Genomic DNA, 17,328 nt, shown 5'->3' with positions numbered 1-17,328 from the left:
TCATTTTCCTTGACGGAACGGAACCGCCCCTGTAACAGTTAGGCGTGGGCGGATCGATGGAGAACCACAGACGGACGGGCGAGGCGTCAATCCCCGGTGGGCTCACTCAAGGATCCGCGGCCACGCGGCCACTCCTGGAAGTCCGTGGATTGACCAAGAGTTTCTTCGGCATTCCCGTTCTGGAAGACGCCCACCTTACCCTTCATCGGAGCCAGGTTCACGGGCTCGTGGGTGAAAACGGCGCCGGGAAGTCCACCCTGATGAAAGTGCTTGCGGGGGTCTATCAGCCGGACGCGGGAACAGTGCTTTTGGACGGCCAGGAAGTCAACTTCAGCCACCCTACGAAGGCCCACGAAGCCGGGCTGTCATCGGTATTCCAGGAGTTCAACCTCCTTCCCGACCGGACAGTGGCCGAGAACATCTACCTTGGCCGCGAGCCCCGCCGTGGGGTCCTGGTGAACAAGGTGCTGATGAATGCGAAAACGGCCGAGCTGCTGCAGTCGCTCGGGATCACCGCCATTCGACCGACCGCCCAGGTGCGGAGCCTGACCGTAGCTGAACAGCAAGTAGTGGAGATTGCCAAGGCGGTCAGCTATGACGCCCGGATCGTCTCCATGGACGAGCCCACTGCTGCGCTCGCCGGCGCCGAAGTTGAGCTCCTCTACCAGATCGTGTCCCGCCTGCGGGAACGTGGAACGGCCATCCTTTATGTCTCCCACCGGCTTCGTGAGCTCTTCGACCTGTGCGACGTCATCACAGTCTTGAAGGACGGCCGTGTGGTCAGCACCGGTCCCGCCTCGGAACTCGACGACGCACGGCTGGTCCGGCTGATGGTGGGCCGGCCTATTTCCGCCTTCTTCCCGGACAAGCTGCCCCGAACGGACGGTGACGCTGAAGGCAGCGGTGCCGAAGTGAACAGCGCTGACGTCCCCGCCAAGCCGGTCCTGGAACTCCACGGTGCCGGAAACGGCCAACTGGACGGTATCAGCTTTAGCGTTCGTCCGGGTGAGATTGTCGGGCTGGCCGGTCTCCAGGGCTCCGGCAGGACTGAACTGCTGCACGCCATTTTCGGCGCCGCTCCCTTTACCCGAGGCACCATGAAGGTGGAGGGCCGCGAGCTTCTGCCGAAGTCACCAAGGGAGGGGGTCCGGGCGAGGATGGCCCTCATCACCGAAGACCGCAAGGCAGAAGGCCTGAGCCTGAACCAGTCCATCCTGGATAACGCGCTGACCGTCATCCGATCAGTGTTCACACGCCGCACAAGTGCAGTCAGAACAGAAATCCCCGGTGTGTTTTCCTCCCTCGAGGTCGTTGCCCGGGACTTGGACCAGGAGGTGCAGTACCTCTCCGGCGGGAATCAGCAAAAAGTGGTCCTTGCCAAGTGGCTGGCCATCCGCCCCCGCCTGGTGCTGCTGGATGAACCTACCCGCGGAATAGATGTGGGAGCCAAAGTGGCAGTGTACCGGCTGATGCGCAGGCTGGCAGCCGAAGGCAAAGCCATCCTCATGGTCTCCAGCGAACTGCCCGAGGTCATCGGCATGTCCGACCGGATCCTGGTCATGCGTGACGGGCGTCTCGCCGGCGAGCTTCCGGCCGGAACATCCGAGGAAGCAGTCCTGCAGCTGGGAACGGGTGCCAGGATCGCATCTGGGGGAGGAACATGAAACCGCGCGGCAGCTTCATCGATCGCCTGTCCTCCACACAAATCGTCTACCTGGTGGCGCTGCTGACGCTGATCGTTGGTGCAGTGCTGGTCAGCACGGTGGGGCGGAATTTCTTCAGCCAGGGCAACATCTCCAGCATCCTGACCGGAACCAGCGTCCTGGGTTTCATCGCAATTGGACAGACGCTGGTGATCCTCGCCGGCAGCCTGGATCTCTCGGTTCCCTATGTCGCCAGCCTGGCCAGCCTTATTGCCGCCGGCGTGATGGCCAACAACCCGGGCAACGTCCTGCCCGGCGTGCTGCTCACGTTGGTTGCGGCAGCGGTCATCGGTCTGGCGAACGGGCTGATTGTGGCCCGCCTTAACGTGCACGGGTTCATAGCCACGCTGGGCATGGGCTTGATCATCAGCGGTTACCTCGCAACCAATTTCAAGGGCAGCTTCGGCCAGACCCCGTTCTCGTTCCGGCTGGTCGGGGCGACGGGCCTGGGGCCTGTTCCCATCTCGACCATCATCATGCTGGCCTGCGCGGGCCTGGCCATGCTGCTGCTCCACCGCACCCGCCTTGGCCACCACCTCTACGCCGTGGGCGGTGACATTTCGGTGGCCCGGACCTCTGGGATCCGCATTGATGCACCGGTCATCACGGCCCATGTGATCTGTTCGCTCCTTGCAGGAATGGCGGGCCTGCTCCTGGCCAGCCGGCTGGGCGTTGGCAGCCCGACGGTGGGTTCCCAAGGCGGGTACGATTTGCTCTCCATAGCCGCAGTGGTCCTCGGCGGCACGCTCCTGGCCGGCGGCAAAGGGACCATCACCGGCACCCTCGGCGGCGTCCTCATCTTCGCCATGCTGGACAACATCATGTCCGTTATGCAGATCAACCCCTTCCTCAAGGACGTGGTAAGGGGCGTGGTGATCGTCGTCGCCGTCGCCGTGTACGCGCGCCGCAGGATCGTCACCAGGCCGGAGCGGTTCAGTTCGAAGGGTTCCGCGGAAGCACCGGCTGCGCAGGCTGCACCCGCGCAGCCTGCAGCCGCGGAGGGGCCATGAGCGCGGTACTGCCCTCAGGGCGCAGCGCGGTCCTCCGGCAGAACCGCGCCAGCCGTTCCCAGCGCCTCCTGCGGGTGGTGCGCACCCCCGGCGGCGCCGTCTTCATCCTGTTGATCAGCCTCCTGGCAGCCATCATCGTCCTGAATCCCTCCTTTGGGGAGCCGGGCTCCCTCATCCGGTTCATCGGCAGGACGGCCCCGATAGCCATCGCCGCCGTCGGCCAGTACTTCGTTATCGTCAGCGGCGAATTCGACCTGTCGATGGGATCGGTGGTGACCATGCAGGTCATTGTTGCCGGCAACCTCATCCGGCAGGACGACTCCCGGGTGATTCCGGTCCTGATCCTGATGTTTGTGCTCGGTGCCTTCATCGGACTCGTGAACGGACTGATCACAACGCTGCTGAAGGTGCCCAGCTTCATTGTGACTCTGGGCATGATGCTGGCCCTGCTAGGGCTGGTCCTCTACTGGACCGGCGGCGCAGCCCAGGGAAACCCGGCCGACAGCTTCCGCCAGATAGGGCGCGGCGGGATCCAGGATGTCCCGGTGCTGGACATCATTCCCTACCCCGTGATCATTCTGACGGCGGTGGCCATCCTGGCGTTCGTCCTGATGCGCCGCCCCTTCGGCCGCATGCTCATCGCCGTCGGTGACAATCCAAGGGCTGCTGAGCTTGCCGGCTCGCGCGTCTGGTGGGTGCGGACACGGGCATTCATCATCTCCTCGCTGTCGGCCACTGTGGCCGGCATCCTGCTCGTGGGCTACGCGGGAGTACATCCCTCGGTGGGGAGGGGTTACGAGTTCACGGCGATCACCGCCGTCGTCCTCGGTGGCGTGGTGCTGGGAGGCGGACGCGGCTGGGTCCTCTCAGCGGCGGCCGGAGCGTTCGCCCTCGAAGCGCTGTTCACCCTCCTGAACTTCATGGGTGTCCAGGCCACCTGGCGGGACACGGTCCAGGGGGCAATCATCATCATCGCTGTGGCAGCAGCGTCCAAGTCCTGGCAGCGCAAGCGCAAAGGAGCAACTTCCGCTGCCCATGACGAACGGCACCGGCTAAGCGCAGCACCCATGCCCCACCAGGGCACCGAACAAGGAGGAGATCGAGCCTGATGCGCAAACACTCTATTCGCGTGATCGCACTTGGGGCAGCGTTGCCGCTGGTGGTGCTGACTGCGTGTACCACCACGGATCCGTCAGTTACCGAAACGACGGCGGCAACGGGTACCGGCTCGCCGGCGGAAACCACCGCGGCTAGCCAGGAATGGTTTGATCAGGCCCTCTACGACGCGCAGTTGGAGCAACGTTCGGCGACGTTTGAAGGAAACGCGGAGCAGCCGTACCTGCAATACATTGCCGGCGACATGACGGACACCGCAAAGTTCGCCTCGTCCGGAGCGAAAAAGGTCTGCTTCGCAAACGCTTCCATCTCGAACCCGTGGCGGCAGACCGGCTGGATCAGCATGAACCAGCAGCTCAAGGTCCTGCAGGACTCCGGGGCCATATCCGAGATGGAAACCCGGGACGCCAAGGACAACGACAACACCCAGATCGCGGACATTGACTACTTCATCGACGAGGGAAACTGCGATGCGTTCGTCATCTCGCCCAACTCCACAGCGGCCCTGACCCAGGCTGTGGAACGCGCCTGCGAGACCGGCAAGCCGGTGGTGGTGTTTGACCGCGGCGTGGAAACGGACTGCGCCACCACGTTCATCCACCCGATCGGCGGCTTTGCCTGGGGCATTGACACCGCCACGTTCCTGACTGACAAGCTGCAGTCCGGTGACAAGGTGGTGGCCCTGCGGATCCTTCCCGGCGTCGACGTGCTGGAACACCGGTGGGCGGCAGCAAAGAAGATCTTCGAGGAAAAGGGAATTGAGGCCAAGGACTACTTCACGGGAGCGGACCCCACTGAGATCAAGAAGATCATCTCTGATGAACTCGCTACCGGAGACGTCCGGGGCGTCTGGATGGACGCCGGAGACGGTGCGGTGGCTGCCCTTGAGGCGTTCGAGGATGCGGGCAAGGACCTGCCGGTGATGACCGGCGAAGACGAGATGAGCTTCCTGGCCAAGTGGAAGGAAACCGGCATCGACGCCATGGCTCCCGTTTACTCCAACTTCCAGTGGCGGACCCCGCTGCTGGCCCTGGAAAAGATCTTCAAGGGTGAGCAGATCCCCGCCGAATGGGTTCTCCCGCAAAAGCCCATCCTCGCGGACGAACTGGACGACTGGCTGCAGCGCAATCAGGGGATGCCCGGCGGGCACTACGCCAAGTTCGGCGGAGAAGACCTTCCCGGCTACCCGGACGTCTGGCAGAGGCGGCAAATGCCCTGACGGTGTCCTGCAGGCGGTTTGGAAGGCAGCGGAGTGAAGCGCCTCATCGGGATCAGCACGTGGGTATGGGAGTCTCCGCTGACCGACTCCAATTTGAGCGGACAGTTGGCGAGGATCGCCGCCCTGGGGTTTGACGCCGTCGAACTGCCCCTGGAGAACGCCGGCGACTTCACGCCGGGTGCAGTGCGCCAGGCCCTGAAGGCGACGGGGCTTTCACCGTTTCTTGTTGGTGCCATGGCGCCGGGCCGGGATCTCGTCGCCGCGGACCCGGCCTCCGTGGAACGGACCCAGGCCTACCTCATGGCCTGCATCACCATGGCCAGCAGTATCGGTTCGCCCACTGTTTGTGGTCCTTTCTACGCCCAGACCGGCCGGGTCTGGCGGATGTCGGCCGGGCAGCGGCGGGATGCCTACGCTGAGCTGCGTCAAAATCTTCAACCAGTGGCGGCGCGGGCACGGGAAGCGGGAGTGGTCCTTGGCGTCGAACCGCTGAACCGGTATGAAACATCTTTGATCAACACGGTAGACCAGGCGCTTGAGGCGCTGGAGCCGTTGCTTGGCAACGGCGTCGGCCTGGCTTTGGACACCTACCACCTTCATATCGAGGAGCGTTCGCTGGCCGCTGCGGTCCGGGCAGCCGGAGAGCACGTGGTACATGTGCAGGTTTCCGGAAATGACCGCGGCGCCCCCGGCGGGGACCAGACCGACTGGGAGGGCTTACTGCAGGCGCTGGACGAGGTGGGGTACAACGGACCGCTGAACATTGAAAGTTTCACTGCGGATAACGCCGCGATTGCCGTTGCGGCCTCCATCTGGCGGCCGCTGGCCCCGAGCCAGGACGAGTTGGCCGCCAGCGGGTTGGCTTTCCTGCGCGGCCTATAACTACTTCGGCCCGCTTAACGCCTGCGTCGCGCCCCCGCCACCGTATAATCCGAAGCATGCCACTTATGCGCCTCGTCAGAAGCCTCCATGCCCTGCAGTCCGCCCTCAAGAAGCGCGGGAGCGGTCTGTGAGCGGCGGTCTCGTCGCCCTGCTGGACGACGTCGCAGCCCTTGCCCGCATAGCGGCCGCCTCGGTGGACGACGTCGCGGCCGGCGCCGCCAAGGCAGGCGCCAAGGCCGCCGGCGTGGTGATCGACGACGCCGCCGTCACCCCGCAGTACGTGTCCGGGAGGGACCCGTCCCGCGAACTTCCAATGATCAAGAAGATCTTCTGGGGCTCGCTGCGGAACAAGCTGCTCATCATCCTGCCGGCGCTGCTGCTGGTCAGCGCCTTCGTCCCCTGGGCGATCCCGTTCATCCTGATGCTGGGCGGCACCTACCTCTGCTACGAGGGTGCTGAGAAGGTCTGGCACAAGCTCCGGGGCCACCACTCCTCGGAAGAAGATGCGCCGGCGGTGGATCGCGGACCGGGCGCGGAAGCCAAAGTGATCAAGGGTGCCATCACCACTGACTTCATCCTGTCCTGCGAAATTATGGTCATTTCGATGAACGAGGTGGCTAATGAATCCCTGTGGGCCCGTGCGCTGATCCTGGTGGTGGTGGCACTCGTCATCACGGTGCTGGTTTACGGTGCCGTTGCACTCATCGTCAAGATGGACGACATCGGCCTCCACCTGACCACAAAGGACTCTGCCGGCTCCAAGCGCTTTGGCGAGCTGCTCGTCAAGGGGATGCCTGCCGTGCTGGGCGCGATCACTTTTGTGGGGACGATCGCCATGCTGTGGGTCGGCGGCCATATCATGCTGCAGGGTGCACACGACCTTGGCTGGCACGCCCCTTATGACCTTGTCCATGTCCTTGAGAAGCCCTTCGCCGGCCTCGCCGTTGTGGGAGGCTTCCTGGCCTGGCTTGTGAACACCCTGTGCTCGGCCATCGTCGGCCTCGCCTGGGGCCTCGTAGTTATGGCCGTCGTCCACCCGCTGCTGCACGCGCTGCCGTTCGGGAAGGGAAAGGGCGGGCACGAGGAAGGCGACGTCCGTGCTGCAGCTGCAGGCGATAACCCGACGAAACGCAGCGATCCCGCCTCTTAGCTCGGCCTAACATGTCCCACACCAAAATGGCCCGGGAAGCGCGGTCTGCTGCCGTGGTGATCAATGCCGGATCGCGCCGCGGGGCGGCCGCACATGAACTGGCGGTGGACACTATGCAAAGGGTCGGCGTGCCGGTCTCCGCCGTGCACCGCGTGCTGTCGGGGGCAGAGCTGGCCGAAACCCTCGACCGTGTGATTGCGGACGGCCATGACCTGGTGGTTGTCGGGGGCGGTGACGGGACGGTGAGTTGTGCCGCCGGTCGGGTTGCCGGTACCGGCGTTATGCTCGGCGTTCTTCCGCTGGGGACCGCCAACGACCTCGCCCGCACGCTTGAGATACCGGATGATCTGGCACAGGCGTGCACTGCCATCGCGGAGGGGAAAGTGGTCGACGTCGACCTCGGCCGGGCGAACGGTCAGCCCTTCCTCAACGTCGCTTCCGTCGGACTGTCGGTGGGTGTTACCGAAGCTCTCAGCCCGCGCCTCAAGCGGCAACTTGGACCGTTGGCATACGCCATCGCCACCCTGCGCGCGTATGTTCGGCACCGGCCGTTCCAAGCCCGCCTCGAGTTTCCGGAGGGGGACCACGAGCCCATGAAGCTCGAGCATCTGCTTCAGGTGGCCGTTGGCAATGGCCGGCACTACGGCGGCGGCAACACGGTTTCCCCGACGGCAGGAATCGACGATCATACTCTTGACGTCTACGCCATCCTTGGGGCGCCGATCCGGGAACACGTGAACATCGCACGGTTGCTCAAGGACGGAAGCTTCGTCGGGCACGACCGGGTTAACCACCTGACCAGCCGACAACTTCGGCTGGTCACCGAGCCACCGCTGTCGGTAAACCTCGACGGCGAGATCGCGACCATCACGCCGACCGACTTCACTGTTGAGCGCAACGCCGTTCACATCGTGGTGCCGCAGGGCAGCAACAGCGCATTGTTTGACGGCCCGGGTGCCGCGAGCGGCCCGTCAAGTTGAGTGTCCAATGGCCAAGGAGCGTGAACGGCCAGGATTCCAAGCCGCCGGGCCCTGCCTCAGGTAAGGGACCCTGCCTAAGACACTTCGGGATCTCCGACGACCGGCGCCTGGCCTAGAAACTGGTCACCAGCTCGCCGAGGACTTCTTCGAGCCTGTTCGGATCGGTGGCGTCGTAGTAGTGCGCCCCGCTGGCCCTGGCGATTTCCAGCAGGGTGGGGACGTCGGCGTCGGGTCCGTATGCGAGGGTAAAGACAAGCACCGGCGTCGAGTGGTTCTGATGGCTCAACTGTTGGGAGAGCCCACCCAGGTCTCCCGGGTGGGTGGTGTCGTTTTTTCCGTCACTCAAAAGCACGATGGTATTGATGAAGGTGTCTTTGTAGTCCTTGGCTTGATCGCCGGCGAAGCGGCCCACCGCTTCGAAAAGAGGCGTGGCGTCCACGGCCTTGAGGTCGTTGAGCTTGGCGATGAGGTCTTCTTTATTGGTCTTGAACGGTGCGACCTGGCTTACGATGCCCGGCGTCAACGGGCCGTCGCCTACCTGGGAGAAGGCGGCCAGCCCAATCTCATCGTCACCGGTGAAGTGGTCCAGTGCCTTGCGGACGGCGTCCTTGGCCCGTTGCAGCTTGGTGACACCTGGTTCCTGCACCATGGACTCCGAGATGTCCAGCAGGAACAAGGCCCTTGCCCGCTTGCGGACCTCAGGGAAGCTCTCCTGTACTTTAGTTAGCGCCTCCGCTTTGGGCAGTGGCAGCGGCTGGAGCGTCTCGGCGTACCGTCCGGTTCCCGCCACTCCAGCATCCAACTTGCCCTGGATGGTCCGGTACCCGGATGTCTTGACAATTTGTTGGCCCTGTTCGGTAACTGCGAACGTGAGGAAGTCCTGGGCCGCCAGGCGCTGCTGGTTCCCCACCCAATCTCCGTCAAGGATCACTGCCGGGTTGTCCGCCACGTGCACGCCGTCGCTGGGATAAATGGCCCTGAGGGATTCCTTGGGGGCGGGACCAGCTTGCTTTGTTTTTCCGTCCTCGCTAACCACTCCCCGGTTGTAGTCCCACACAGATTTTTCATCCACGATTACGGCGGACAGGAATTCTGCAACGTTCCCGGCGTCGTCAGCCTCCCTGGCGTGCCACAGGAAATGCTCCGGGGTGGCCATGTAGTGGCTGGTACCCAGTTCCACGGCGCGCACTTTCTCCACCAGGGATGGTGCGTCCAGGTCCATGTCGTTCAAACCTCCTACGCTGCCGCCGGCGGCACCGTAGGAAGCAGCAACGGCCATCAGGCCCGACGTTGAGACCAGGGGACTGGCCTTGCCGAACTTGAACTTGCCCCACTTGCCGTGGCCGAGGCGCTCCCAGACGTCCTGCTCCTCCGCCAACTTAAAGACCTCAGACCACGACGGCGGTTTGCTGTCCCAGCCCAGGACAGCCGCCATTGTCTCCGGCATGGCAACGACGATCGCGCTCCGGGCGAGGCTGAGCCCCTCTTGCGGGACAGCGCTTCCGCCGGCACCCGCCCCTGCGATTCGTAACCACGCGGAGGAGTCCGGCAGCCAGACGGAGGGCCGGTCGCCGGCCGCAACGCCGGGGAACCCGGCAGCGACCTTGCCGGCAGCGACTCCCGACTTTTCCTGGGCCACTACCGGCGTCACACATCTGCCTTCCACGCTGCGGGGTTTAGCTGTGTACCCGGCCGCCAGCGCCCGGACAGTCTCGGCGTTCTCCAGCGACGTAAGGATGTTCAAGGAGATGCAGGGAGGGGTTCCGGCGACGGCGGCAGGACTGTCCTGCGCCAGGGGCTGGCCTGCTGACGGTGTGCTGCCATTCCCCGCTGAAGGCCCGCCGTCTCCTGAATCAGTGGGGAAGATCAACGTTCGCAGCACGAATGCGCCGCCAACAATGAGAAGGGCCACCGTGGCCGCCGCGGCGACCCAGATCCAGCGCGGATAGCTCGGGTCAGTTGCTGCGCGTCGACGGCCCATGCTCGTTTCCTCTGAAATCCGCCGGGTTTCCCCGGTGTGAATGCAAATGATGAAACTGGCCCGCGGCAGTTCACCGCGGGTGCGCCTAGCCCCCGCCCGGATGCCCCCGCAACTGGATACGCATCTTGAGGATAACCCCGACGGAGGCAATATGAGTGTCCTGATTCACATCTGCTGCCTCACGCAGGCGTGACGGTCATTAGGGTTCCATCTGCCGTGAGTAGGACGAGCCGGAGGCGGTGCGTTCCAAGAGTCCGAAGTCCACCACGTAGCGGCGCAGCAGCACCACGTCATCGGTGTAACTCAGGAGCCGTTCGTTGACCTGCTTCTCGGACAGGATTTCGCCTGGTTCTATGGCTTGGTTCACGATCCAGGCCAGCAGTTCGCGCCGTTCCGCCAGGTTGGCAGGATACCTCTCGATTCTGCCCAGGCGCATGAAGCGGTCCACACCGCTCTGTGACTGCCGCCGGGGCAGCTGGGCGAGAAGGTCACGGAAGATCGATTCGGGTGCCACCAGTTCGTCCGCAGCGTTCTGCTCGACAAGCCCCGACTCGAGCAGGGCAGTGAGGGCCCGGTTCCGTCGTTGACCCTTCACGCCGGCAAGGACCTCGGGAAGCGTGGCACCCAGCACAATTTGTGCGTAGGCAATTCGGGCATCGTTGTTGGCGAGGGCAGCCACCACCCGCCGCCAGTGCGGCCCGCTAAACCTCATCGCTCCGGTCACGGCATTTCCTCACTCTGCCTCTGCGCCCACCTGTGCTGACACCGTGGTGAAAGCGTAGTCCTGGTGGCGGTCGCTGCGGAATTGCGGGCGGTCCGACTCCAACTCTTCGGCGGGGTCTGGATCACGACGGGCAGCAGGTCTACATTGGTGCTTGGCTTTGCAGTAGGCCGACTCAACACTAGTTCAGGAGGGGACCATGAGCCCCAATCCAAAACAACCCATCACCGATGACAGCATCCAAGTCCGGCAAGTCAACCATTACCAGTTCAGCTGGGTGGCCGGAGAAGCGGGACAGCCTGGCACATGGACCCTGCAGTTGGTCCTTGACCAAGGGGCATGGGAAGAAGTGCTCACCCTCGATGCGGAGGACGCCGAGGTTCTCCAAAACCTCCTAAAACGATCGGCAACGGTCTATTACGACGTGCGGCGACGGACCCTGATGTTTGGGACCACAGCAGCAGGGGAGTGACCGAGTCAGTCCTGACGCCCTTCAAGGATCCGCCGCGCATCCTCCTGGGCTTCAAGGGCACGCTCGCCCACCACTTCGCCCGCCATATGGCCGGAGGCGGAAAGGATGTCCCGGAGTTCCGACACTGTGCGCGGCGAGGCAACACCGCGGTGCGCCATGGCGTGGCAGTTGGGGCACAGCGGTACGAGGTCAGCAACAGGGTCCAGTTGGTACCCGTCCCCAAGCATTACTGGCGGCACCACGTGGTGCACGTCGATGAAACCCGTGCCAGTCTCGCCGTAGGAGGCCTCGAAGGAGAAGCCGCAGGCAGCGCAGGACGTTCCGTGGAAGGCCAGGCACACGCGGCGCGCGTCAGGGTTTCGTTCGTAACGGTTCACGTCTATGGTGCTGACAACGTGCGGCGGGCAGGTTCCCGACACCAGGTGCGCAGGTTCCATCACCGGCGGTCCGTGGTCCCGCCATAGCTGACGAAGATCCGGTTCGGCGGCACGCGGAACTGCCAGGCTTGAGCCACGTTTCGCGTCGTCCCAGCTGATGGCAGGGACGGCTGACCGAAGGGTGCCGGGACGTATCTGGTCGCCAATCGGGAGAAGTGCGTCAAAAGCGATGCTGACATGGCAGTCAGTGGCGGCAGTATCCGCGGAATGTACGGCCGCATACGGTTCGGACATCACCACTCCATGGCCGATCAGGCCGGCTCCCGCGTCACTGCTGCCCTGCAGCAGGAGCCAAACCTCGGTCCCTGCCTCGATGTTCCGGTTGTGGCCAACGCTCCAACGGGCCAGAAAACGGCCGGACTCCGCGACCTGCTCGACGGCGCCGGGATAGTCCCAGCGGTTCCAGCGGTCTGGGTTCCATCCCAGAATTACTGCAGCCACGACCCACCTTTACCAGCACACGCCGCGTCGCGTCCCCTTAGCCTCAACGGCGGGACCTAGATAGGTTCCTTGGCAGGGGAACCGCTGCGGGAAGTATGGATGATCCGGCGTTCGGATGATGCTGCGCTCATTGTCCAACCACCTTGATCTTGTCCTCATCCGTCGTTTCATTGTCGCCCATGGGGCCACCTGCGTCCACGAAGGCAGACTGCTGCCAGCCCCAACGCCTTTGTACCGCCATCTTCGTCCGATGCCAGTCAGCCGGCTCCGAATGAATGCTGATGCGGGCGGGAGAGGCCGGCATCGTCAGACGGCGGTGTAGCCTCCGTCGACCAGGTAGTAGCCGCCGGTCATGAAGGAAGCTTCTTCTGACAGCAGGAAGCAAACGAGGTGGGAGACTTCCTGGGCGGTGCCCAGGCGGTTGAGGGCGTGTTTGCCCTCCAGAACCTGCAGGACCTCAGGGCTGAGACTGCTTTCGACAAGCGGTGTCCGGATGTAGCCGGGGCCTACGGAGTTGATCCGCAGTCCCTGCGGGCCGTACTCGGCCGCAGCATTCTTGGTGATCCCCACGACGCCATGTTTGGCAGCTGTGTAGGCGCCGTTGCCGAGGGCAGCCACTGTGCCGTGAATGGAAGCCATGTTTACAATCGCACATTTCGCCGCGCCGGCCTCAAGCATCTGGGGGATCTGGTAACGCATCCCGTAGAGGACGCCATTGAGATTGATGCCAATGACCTTGTCCCATTCGTCCAGGTCCGTTTCACCGGCCGGCGCCTGTTTGCCGCCAATGCCAGCGTTGTTCACCGCATAGTGCAGTGCCCCATATGTATCTACGGCATGGCGGACGACCATTTCAGCGTCCTCCTTGCTTGCAGTGTCCTGCCTCAGCGCCGAGGCGGTTCCGCCGTCGCCGGATATTTCCTGGCTCACGCGCTGCGCCGCCTCAAGGTTGATATCACTGACGACGACGCTCGCCCCCTTGGCGGCCAACTCCTTGCTGATTGCCTCGCCGATGCCGGAACCGCCTCCAGTGACAAGGGCGACTTTGCCGGTGAACTGTGCCATGTTGACTTCCTCTCAGTCGCCGCGACGTTGGCGGCAATCCCAGCGGTTGCAGGTGCGACCCACGCTACAGCCTCGAAATGGAAGGGATCCTATTGCCCTGCCGTCGTGTCGGGCCGAGGGAACGGCGCCCCGTCAGGTGTCGGGGACACGGCGTGGAGCGGGGCTTCCCCGGGGCCCTGATCCAGCCTGAACGGCGGGTACTCATCGCGCATCAGCGAGGTGTAGGCGAGGACCCGGTAGATCCAGCGGTTGATCCCGATGACCAGGTCGAACAGCGGGCGCAGGTACCGGCCGGTGAACAGCAAGGCCACCACGGCAATCAGGACAAGCAGCCCCAGAAGGGAGAGGCCCGTTCCACGTTCGTAGGTTGTTCCCACGTCACCGTAATCCTGCCGGCTCCACGTGCTGCCGGCGAGCGCGGCGACAACGAGCAGATGCGGGATTGCAAGGAGCCACCATTTGACCAGGACCAGCCCGCGGGAGAGCCGGTCCGGGTAGTCCACGTCAAAGTCAGCGGGATAGTTGGTGCGTGCAAGGGTGAAGGGCGGGTAGCGGTCGGTGCCTGCGGCCGTATAGGCGTAAAAGGCGACCCTCCAGTTCCACCGCAGAACGCCGACATTGAAATTGAACAGGGGCCGCGGATAGCGGCCGGTAAAAAGGATGGCGAAGCCTGCAAAGATCGTGCTGACGAGGAACGCAAACCAGAGGAAGATCAGTACGACGACGTGCGGAATGGCAAGGAACCATTTCACCAGCCACATCCACCGCGACAGGGCCGGGTCCAGTTCGCCGATGAGCCGTGCCGGATATGGTGTCCGGTCCACCGGCTCCCCGGGGCGTTGCTGGGCCGGCGGAAGTACTCCCTGAGTACCCGGGAATGCCGCCGCTACTGCCGTGTTTTCGGGCAAAGGCCCGCCCGGTTCCCGCCAAGGCGGTCCCGCATGGCGCCCGAGGCCGACGGCTCCCAGGATGAGCAAAGGAAGCCCGATGAGCAGGGAAACGGCTCCGCCCACGAGCAGGGCAGAGGCTGCCGGCCGAATCAGGTCGGACCGGAACCCGGCCCGGACCTGGGAGTCGACGCCGAGGCTGGCGTCGGCGTTCATGATGACTATTGCCCAGCTGCCGGCGGCAAGGTCCCAGGTGAGCTCCTGCTCTCCGGCACCAGAGGCGGATGCGGTCCAGAACGTTTGTTCTCCCGGGGGTGACGGTGCAGTGCTGCCCGGAATGTCCCGGTACTCCGCGCGGAAGGGCCGGCTGTTCACCTCAAGGAGCTCCGAGTGATGCACGCCCGTGAGGTACCGCCCGACGTCGGCCTGGGAAGCGATGCCGATGAAGATCTCCTTGCCTGCCTCCAAAGAGGAGGCGCGCAGCCGGAGCGTGCCGACGTCGAACGGCAGGCGCGGGGGTACGCCCTCGCCGACGGCATCGAGCCGGGACGTGGTCAATGCGTGGGAGCCGACGGAAAGGCGGGCAGTGCCTGAGGACAGGTATCCATCGCCTTGGGCGGACCCCACCGCTGACGTCACAGCACCTGCGGCCAGGGCCGCAAGGCCCAGGAGCGAGAAGAGGATCCCCAGGATGAGCATTATTACTGAAGCGGTCTTTTTCATGATCCTGTCCCGCGACTCTGCGGGCCGTCAGCCATGGCGGCGCCTGTTTACTTTGACACCCGCGAACTGGTGGGAGTTCGCGGGGAGGCCCCAGCGTAGGGACAGTGTGCTCCGGATGCGGGCCGCTTGTCGATCCCTAATCTGACCCCCGGTTTCCCTGGCCTCCCCGCGTTAAGTAGCCCTGCTGTCCCGCCTGGCGCGCATCTTCCTCACGTGCCGGCAGGGGAGTACGCTGAGACGACCGTAAGGAAGTGTGCGGCCACCATTGCAGACTGGGTGTAGATCCCCCAGCGTTCCGGAAGTGATGCTTAGCGGTTGCTCGAACCCCCTGACGGCCCGGTCTTTCCGGTTGGGCGCCCCCTTTGGGTGAGACCCTTCTGGCTGAACGCCGCTATAAACGGGCAAAGTCTCCCATCAACCGCCGTGCGCTGCCAGCCGTGCAGCATCCATCACAAAATCCTGATTCAACAAAAAAATAAAGAGGAGTCCCCATGGACCCTGGGGCCGTTCTAGCGCTAATTGCCGGCTACATTGCAACCGGAATTGGTGTTTTTCTGCTGTATTCGCCTGTGCTTGTTCTTGGGGTCGGTTTGTTGTTCACGGCTGGCCTGCTGCAGCTACTGGCCTGGCCCTTCCTCGTCCTGGTCCGCAAGCTGCGCCGAAAGCCCGAACCGCCGCAGGACGGATCGTGGCTCCTGCACTGATGCGGGAGTTCACACCGCGCCCCGTTCGTCAGTATGCTTACTATTATCCGCAAGCCGCTGAAGAGAAAGGCATCACCATGACGGAACAGAACCTGCCTGATGACGAACTTGAGGTTGTCGAGGAGAACGACGTGCTCCTTGACGAGACCCCCGGCGCGGCTTCATCCTTCGAGCTGGACCCTGTGCGGGGTGGCCAGCCTGACAGCTACCCCGGCGCTGCCGAGAACAATCCGGACCGCTGGCAGGAGGATCCGCTGCTTCAGGACGAAGTTTCCGGCGAGGAGGAAGATTTCCTCAGCGACCAGACCCTGCGCGATGACATGAAAGCCACGCGCGACGGGGCCGGAGACGAACTCCCGGCGAGCACACCGGCCCTGGGCGAGGCAGTTGCCGATGTGGACTTCGGCGAGGACCCCACCGGGGTGGAAGCAGATGCCAGTGACGACCAGGAAAACTTCGGCGGCTCGCCCCTCAGCGAGTTCGACCCCGATGACCTGGAGCGCTAGACCCAACGCCAAACCGGGCAAGATGGACCGCCCGCTGCCCTAGCCGGAAATCGAAACTGCGCTAAAATAATAAGCACGCTGATGAATATCGGTTGGCAGGATCAATACTGAAGGAGTTTCACATGAACTTGGGAAGCATGATCAGGAATGCCGCTGGACGATTCGCAGGCAGGTCCGGCACCGGCGGAACAGTCCGCGGCACCGGAATGAACGCCACAGGGCGGACGCCCCACACCACAGGCGCTATGGGCGGCCGGCCCGGCACCGGCGGCATGGCCAACAAAATCATGGGCATGCTCAAGCGGCGCTGACCCGTCACACTGAACCACGAAGCAGGTCCCGGATCATTCCGGAACCTGCTTTTTGGGTCCTGTAAGAACATGCGTGAGCTGATTGTCCTGGGCACCGCCTCCCAGGTCCCCACCCGGACCCGCAACCACAACGGCTACCTGCTTCGCTGGGACGGCCAGGGGCTGCTCTTTGATCCCGGCGAGGGAACGCAGCGCCAGATGATCCATGCGGGCGTGTCCGCAACACAAATTACGCGGATCTGCCTCACCCACGTCCACGGTGACCACTGCTTCGGGCTGCCGGGTGTCCTGTCCCGCATGGCCCTGGACGGCGTGGCCCACCCCGTCCACCTGCACTACCCGGCCTCCGGCAGTGACGTGGTCCGCGCCCTCGTGTCCATCAGTTCGCCCGGAATAGACCTGCGGCTGCATCCGCATAGCGGGAGCGGAACTGTGGCGGAAGGCCTGGAGGTCCGGCCGCTGAAGCACCGCATCGAGACCTACGGCTACAGGCTGGTGGAACCGGACGGCCGCACCCTTCTGCCGGGCCGGCTCGCGGCAGCAGGAATCAAGGGCCCGGATGTCGGACGCCTGCAGCGTGAAGCCACCCTGGCCGGCGTCCATATTGACGACGTCAGCGTTCCCCGGCCCGGCCAGCGCTTCGCCTTTGTTATGGACACGGCCCCCTGTACGGGCGCGGAGGACCTGGCGGACGGCGTCGACCTCCTTGTCGCGGAGTCAACCTTCAGCGACGACGACGCTGCGCTCGCCGCCCAGTACCGCCACCTGACGGCCGGGCAGGCCGGAGAGTTAGCGGCCTTCGCCGATGTAAACACCCTCGTGCTGACGCACTTTTCGGCAAGGTACGACGACGTCAGCCACTTGGGTGCCCAGGCCGGCGCCCGGGCCGCAAGGGCAAAGGTCATCACGGCCCACGACCTGCAACGGATTGCTTTTCCAAAGAGACGGCGGGGGCAGCAGGACTCGCTCCTGGCGAGTGGCGAGGGGCGGGGCTGATGTTTGCCAAACCCAACCATGAGG

Annotated in this window: 17 protein-coding genes; 12 read left to right on the top strand and 5 right to left on the bottom strand. The window is 64.0% G+C overall.

What is annotated here, in order from left to right; genetic code table 11:
• Positions 1-56 precede the first annotated feature (56 nt).
• The 7 genes from M1D93_RS10825 to M1D93_RS10795 all read left to right on the top strand — a co-directional run bounded on the left by M1D93_RS10825 (position 57) and on the right by M1D93_RS10795 (position 8,060).
• Entirely contained in the window at positions 57-1,664 is a 1,608-nt protein-coding gene (locus tag M1D93_RS10825; protein WP_461171575.1) for a sugar ABC transporter ATP-binding protein, read from the top strand.
• Positions 1,661-2,713: an ABC transporter permease gene (locus M1D93_RS10820; RefSeq protein ID WP_461171574.1), complete on the top strand. Its 1,053-nt coding sequence runs from the start codon at positions 1,661-1,663 to the stop codon at positions 2,711-2,713. The genes M1D93_RS10825 and M1D93_RS10820 overlap by 4 nt, the downstream gene beginning before the upstream one ends.
• Positions 2,710-3,822 (top strand): ABC transporter permease, encoded by a 1,113-nt coding sequence (locus M1D93_RS10815; RefSeq protein WP_461171573.1) that lies wholly within the window; start codon positions 2,710-2,712, stop codon positions 3,820-3,822. Before M1D93_RS10820 ends, M1D93_RS10815 begins: the two co-directional genes overlap by 4 nt.
• A complete protein-coding gene (locus M1D93_RS10810; RefSeq protein ID WP_461171572.1) occupies positions 3,822-5,048 on the top strand; it encodes a substrate-binding domain-containing protein in 1,227 nt (408 codons plus the stop codon). Before M1D93_RS10815 ends, M1D93_RS10810 begins: the two co-directional genes overlap by 1 nt.
• 33 nt (positions 5,049-5,081) lie before the next feature.
• Positions 5,082-5,930 carry a sugar phosphate isomerase/epimerase family protein gene (locus M1D93_RS10805; RefSeq protein WP_461171571.1) on the top strand — a complete coding sequence of 283 codons (849 nt, stop codon included), beginning with the start codon at positions 5,082-5,084 and terminating at the stop codon, positions 5,928-5,930.
• Between the two features lie 127 nt (positions 5,931-6,057).
• On the top strand, positions 6,058-7,080 hold the full coding sequence (locus tag M1D93_RS10800; RefSeq protein WP_461171570.1) for a DUF808 domain-containing protein: 1,023 nt from the start codon (positions 6,058-6,060) through the stop codon (positions 7,078-7,080).
• An 11-nt stretch (positions 7,081-7,091) separates the two neighbouring features.
• A complete protein-coding gene (locus tag M1D93_RS10795) occupies positions 7,092-8,060 on the top strand; it encodes a lipid kinase (RefSeq protein ID WP_461171569.1) in 969 nt (322 codons plus the stop codon).
• 112 nt (positions 8,061-8,172) lie between these two features.
• Here the strand turns inward: M1D93_RS10795 and M1D93_RS10790 are convergent, their stop codons facing one another.
• Both M1D93_RS10790 and M1D93_RS10785 read right to left on the bottom strand, forming a co-directional pair.
• Positions 8,173-10,041: a vWA domain-containing protein gene (locus M1D93_RS10790; protein ID WP_461171568.1), complete on the bottom strand. Its 1,869-nt coding sequence runs from the start codon at positions 10,039-10,041 to the stop codon at positions 8,173-8,175.
• A gap of 199 nt (positions 10,042-10,240) precedes the next feature.
• Positions 10,241-10,765 carry a DUF2087 domain-containing protein gene (locus tag M1D93_RS10785; RefSeq protein ID WP_461171567.1) on the bottom strand — a complete coding sequence of 175 codons (525 nt, stop codon included), beginning with the start codon at positions 10,763-10,765 and terminating at the stop codon, positions 10,241-10,243.
• Positions 10,766-10,961: 196 nt separating this feature from the next.
• On the opposite strand from M1D93_RS10785, the gene M1D93_RS10780 reads away from it, so the two are divergent.
• Positions 10,962-11,234, top strand: a complete 273-nt coding sequence (locus tag M1D93_RS10780) for a hypothetical protein (protein ID WP_461171566.1) — start codon at positions 10,962-10,964, stop codon at positions 11,232-11,234.
• A 5-nt stretch (positions 11,235-11,239) separates the two neighbouring features.
• Here the strand turns inward: M1D93_RS10780 and M1D93_RS10775 are convergent, their stop codons facing one another.
• The 3 genes from M1D93_RS10775 to M1D93_RS10765 all read right to left on the bottom strand — a co-directional run bounded on the left by M1D93_RS10775 (position 11,240) and on the right by M1D93_RS10765 (position 14,787).
• A complete protein-coding gene (locus tag M1D93_RS10775) occupies positions 11,240-12,112 on the bottom strand; it encodes an HNH endonuclease (protein WP_461171565.1) in 873 nt (290 codons plus the stop codon).
• A gap of 306 nt (positions 12,113-12,418) precedes the next feature.
• Positions 12,419-13,177: an SDR family NAD(P)-dependent oxidoreductase gene (locus M1D93_RS10770; protein ID WP_461171564.1), complete on the bottom strand. Its 759-nt coding sequence runs from the start codon at positions 13,175-13,177 to the stop codon at positions 12,419-12,421.
• Positions 13,178-13,266: 89 nt separating this feature from the next.
• On the bottom strand, positions 13,267-14,787 hold the full coding sequence (locus M1D93_RS10765; protein WP_461171563.1) for a DUF4389 domain-containing protein: 1,521 nt from the start codon (positions 14,785-14,787) through the stop codon (positions 13,267-13,269).
• A gap of 491 nt (positions 14,788-15,278) precedes the next feature.
• Between M1D93_RS10765 and M1D93_RS10760 the strand changes: the two genes are divergently transcribed.
• The 4 genes from M1D93_RS10760 to M1D93_RS10745 all read left to right on the top strand — a co-directional run bounded on the left by M1D93_RS10760 (position 15,279) and on the right by M1D93_RS10745 (position 17,304).
• Positions 15,279-15,491, top strand: coding sequence for a hypothetical protein (locus M1D93_RS10760; protein ID WP_461171562.1), 213 nt, complete (start codon positions 15,279-15,281; stop codon positions 15,489-15,491).
• 77 nt (positions 15,492-15,568) lie between these two features.
• Positions 15,569-15,997, top strand: a complete 429-nt coding sequence (locus M1D93_RS10755) for a hypothetical protein (RefSeq protein ID WP_461171561.1) — start codon at positions 15,569-15,571, stop codon at positions 15,995-15,997.
• A 122-nt stretch (positions 15,998-16,119) separates the two neighbouring features.
• Positions 16,120-16,308, top strand: a complete 189-nt coding sequence (locus tag M1D93_RS10750; protein ID WP_461171560.1) for a hypothetical protein — start codon at positions 16,120-16,122, stop codon at positions 16,306-16,308.
• A 69-nt stretch (positions 16,309-16,377) separates the two neighbouring features.
• Positions 16,378-17,304 carry a ribonuclease Z gene (locus M1D93_RS10745; protein ID WP_461171559.1) on the top strand — a complete coding sequence of 309 codons (927 nt, stop codon included), beginning with the start codon at positions 16,378-16,380 and terminating at the stop codon, positions 17,302-17,304.
• Positions 17,305-17,328 lie beyond the last annotated feature (24 nt).

Source organism: Arthrobacter sp. Z1-9, from assembly GCF_054792695.1.
This window is presented reverse-complemented; position numbering and strand designations above follow the sequence as displayed.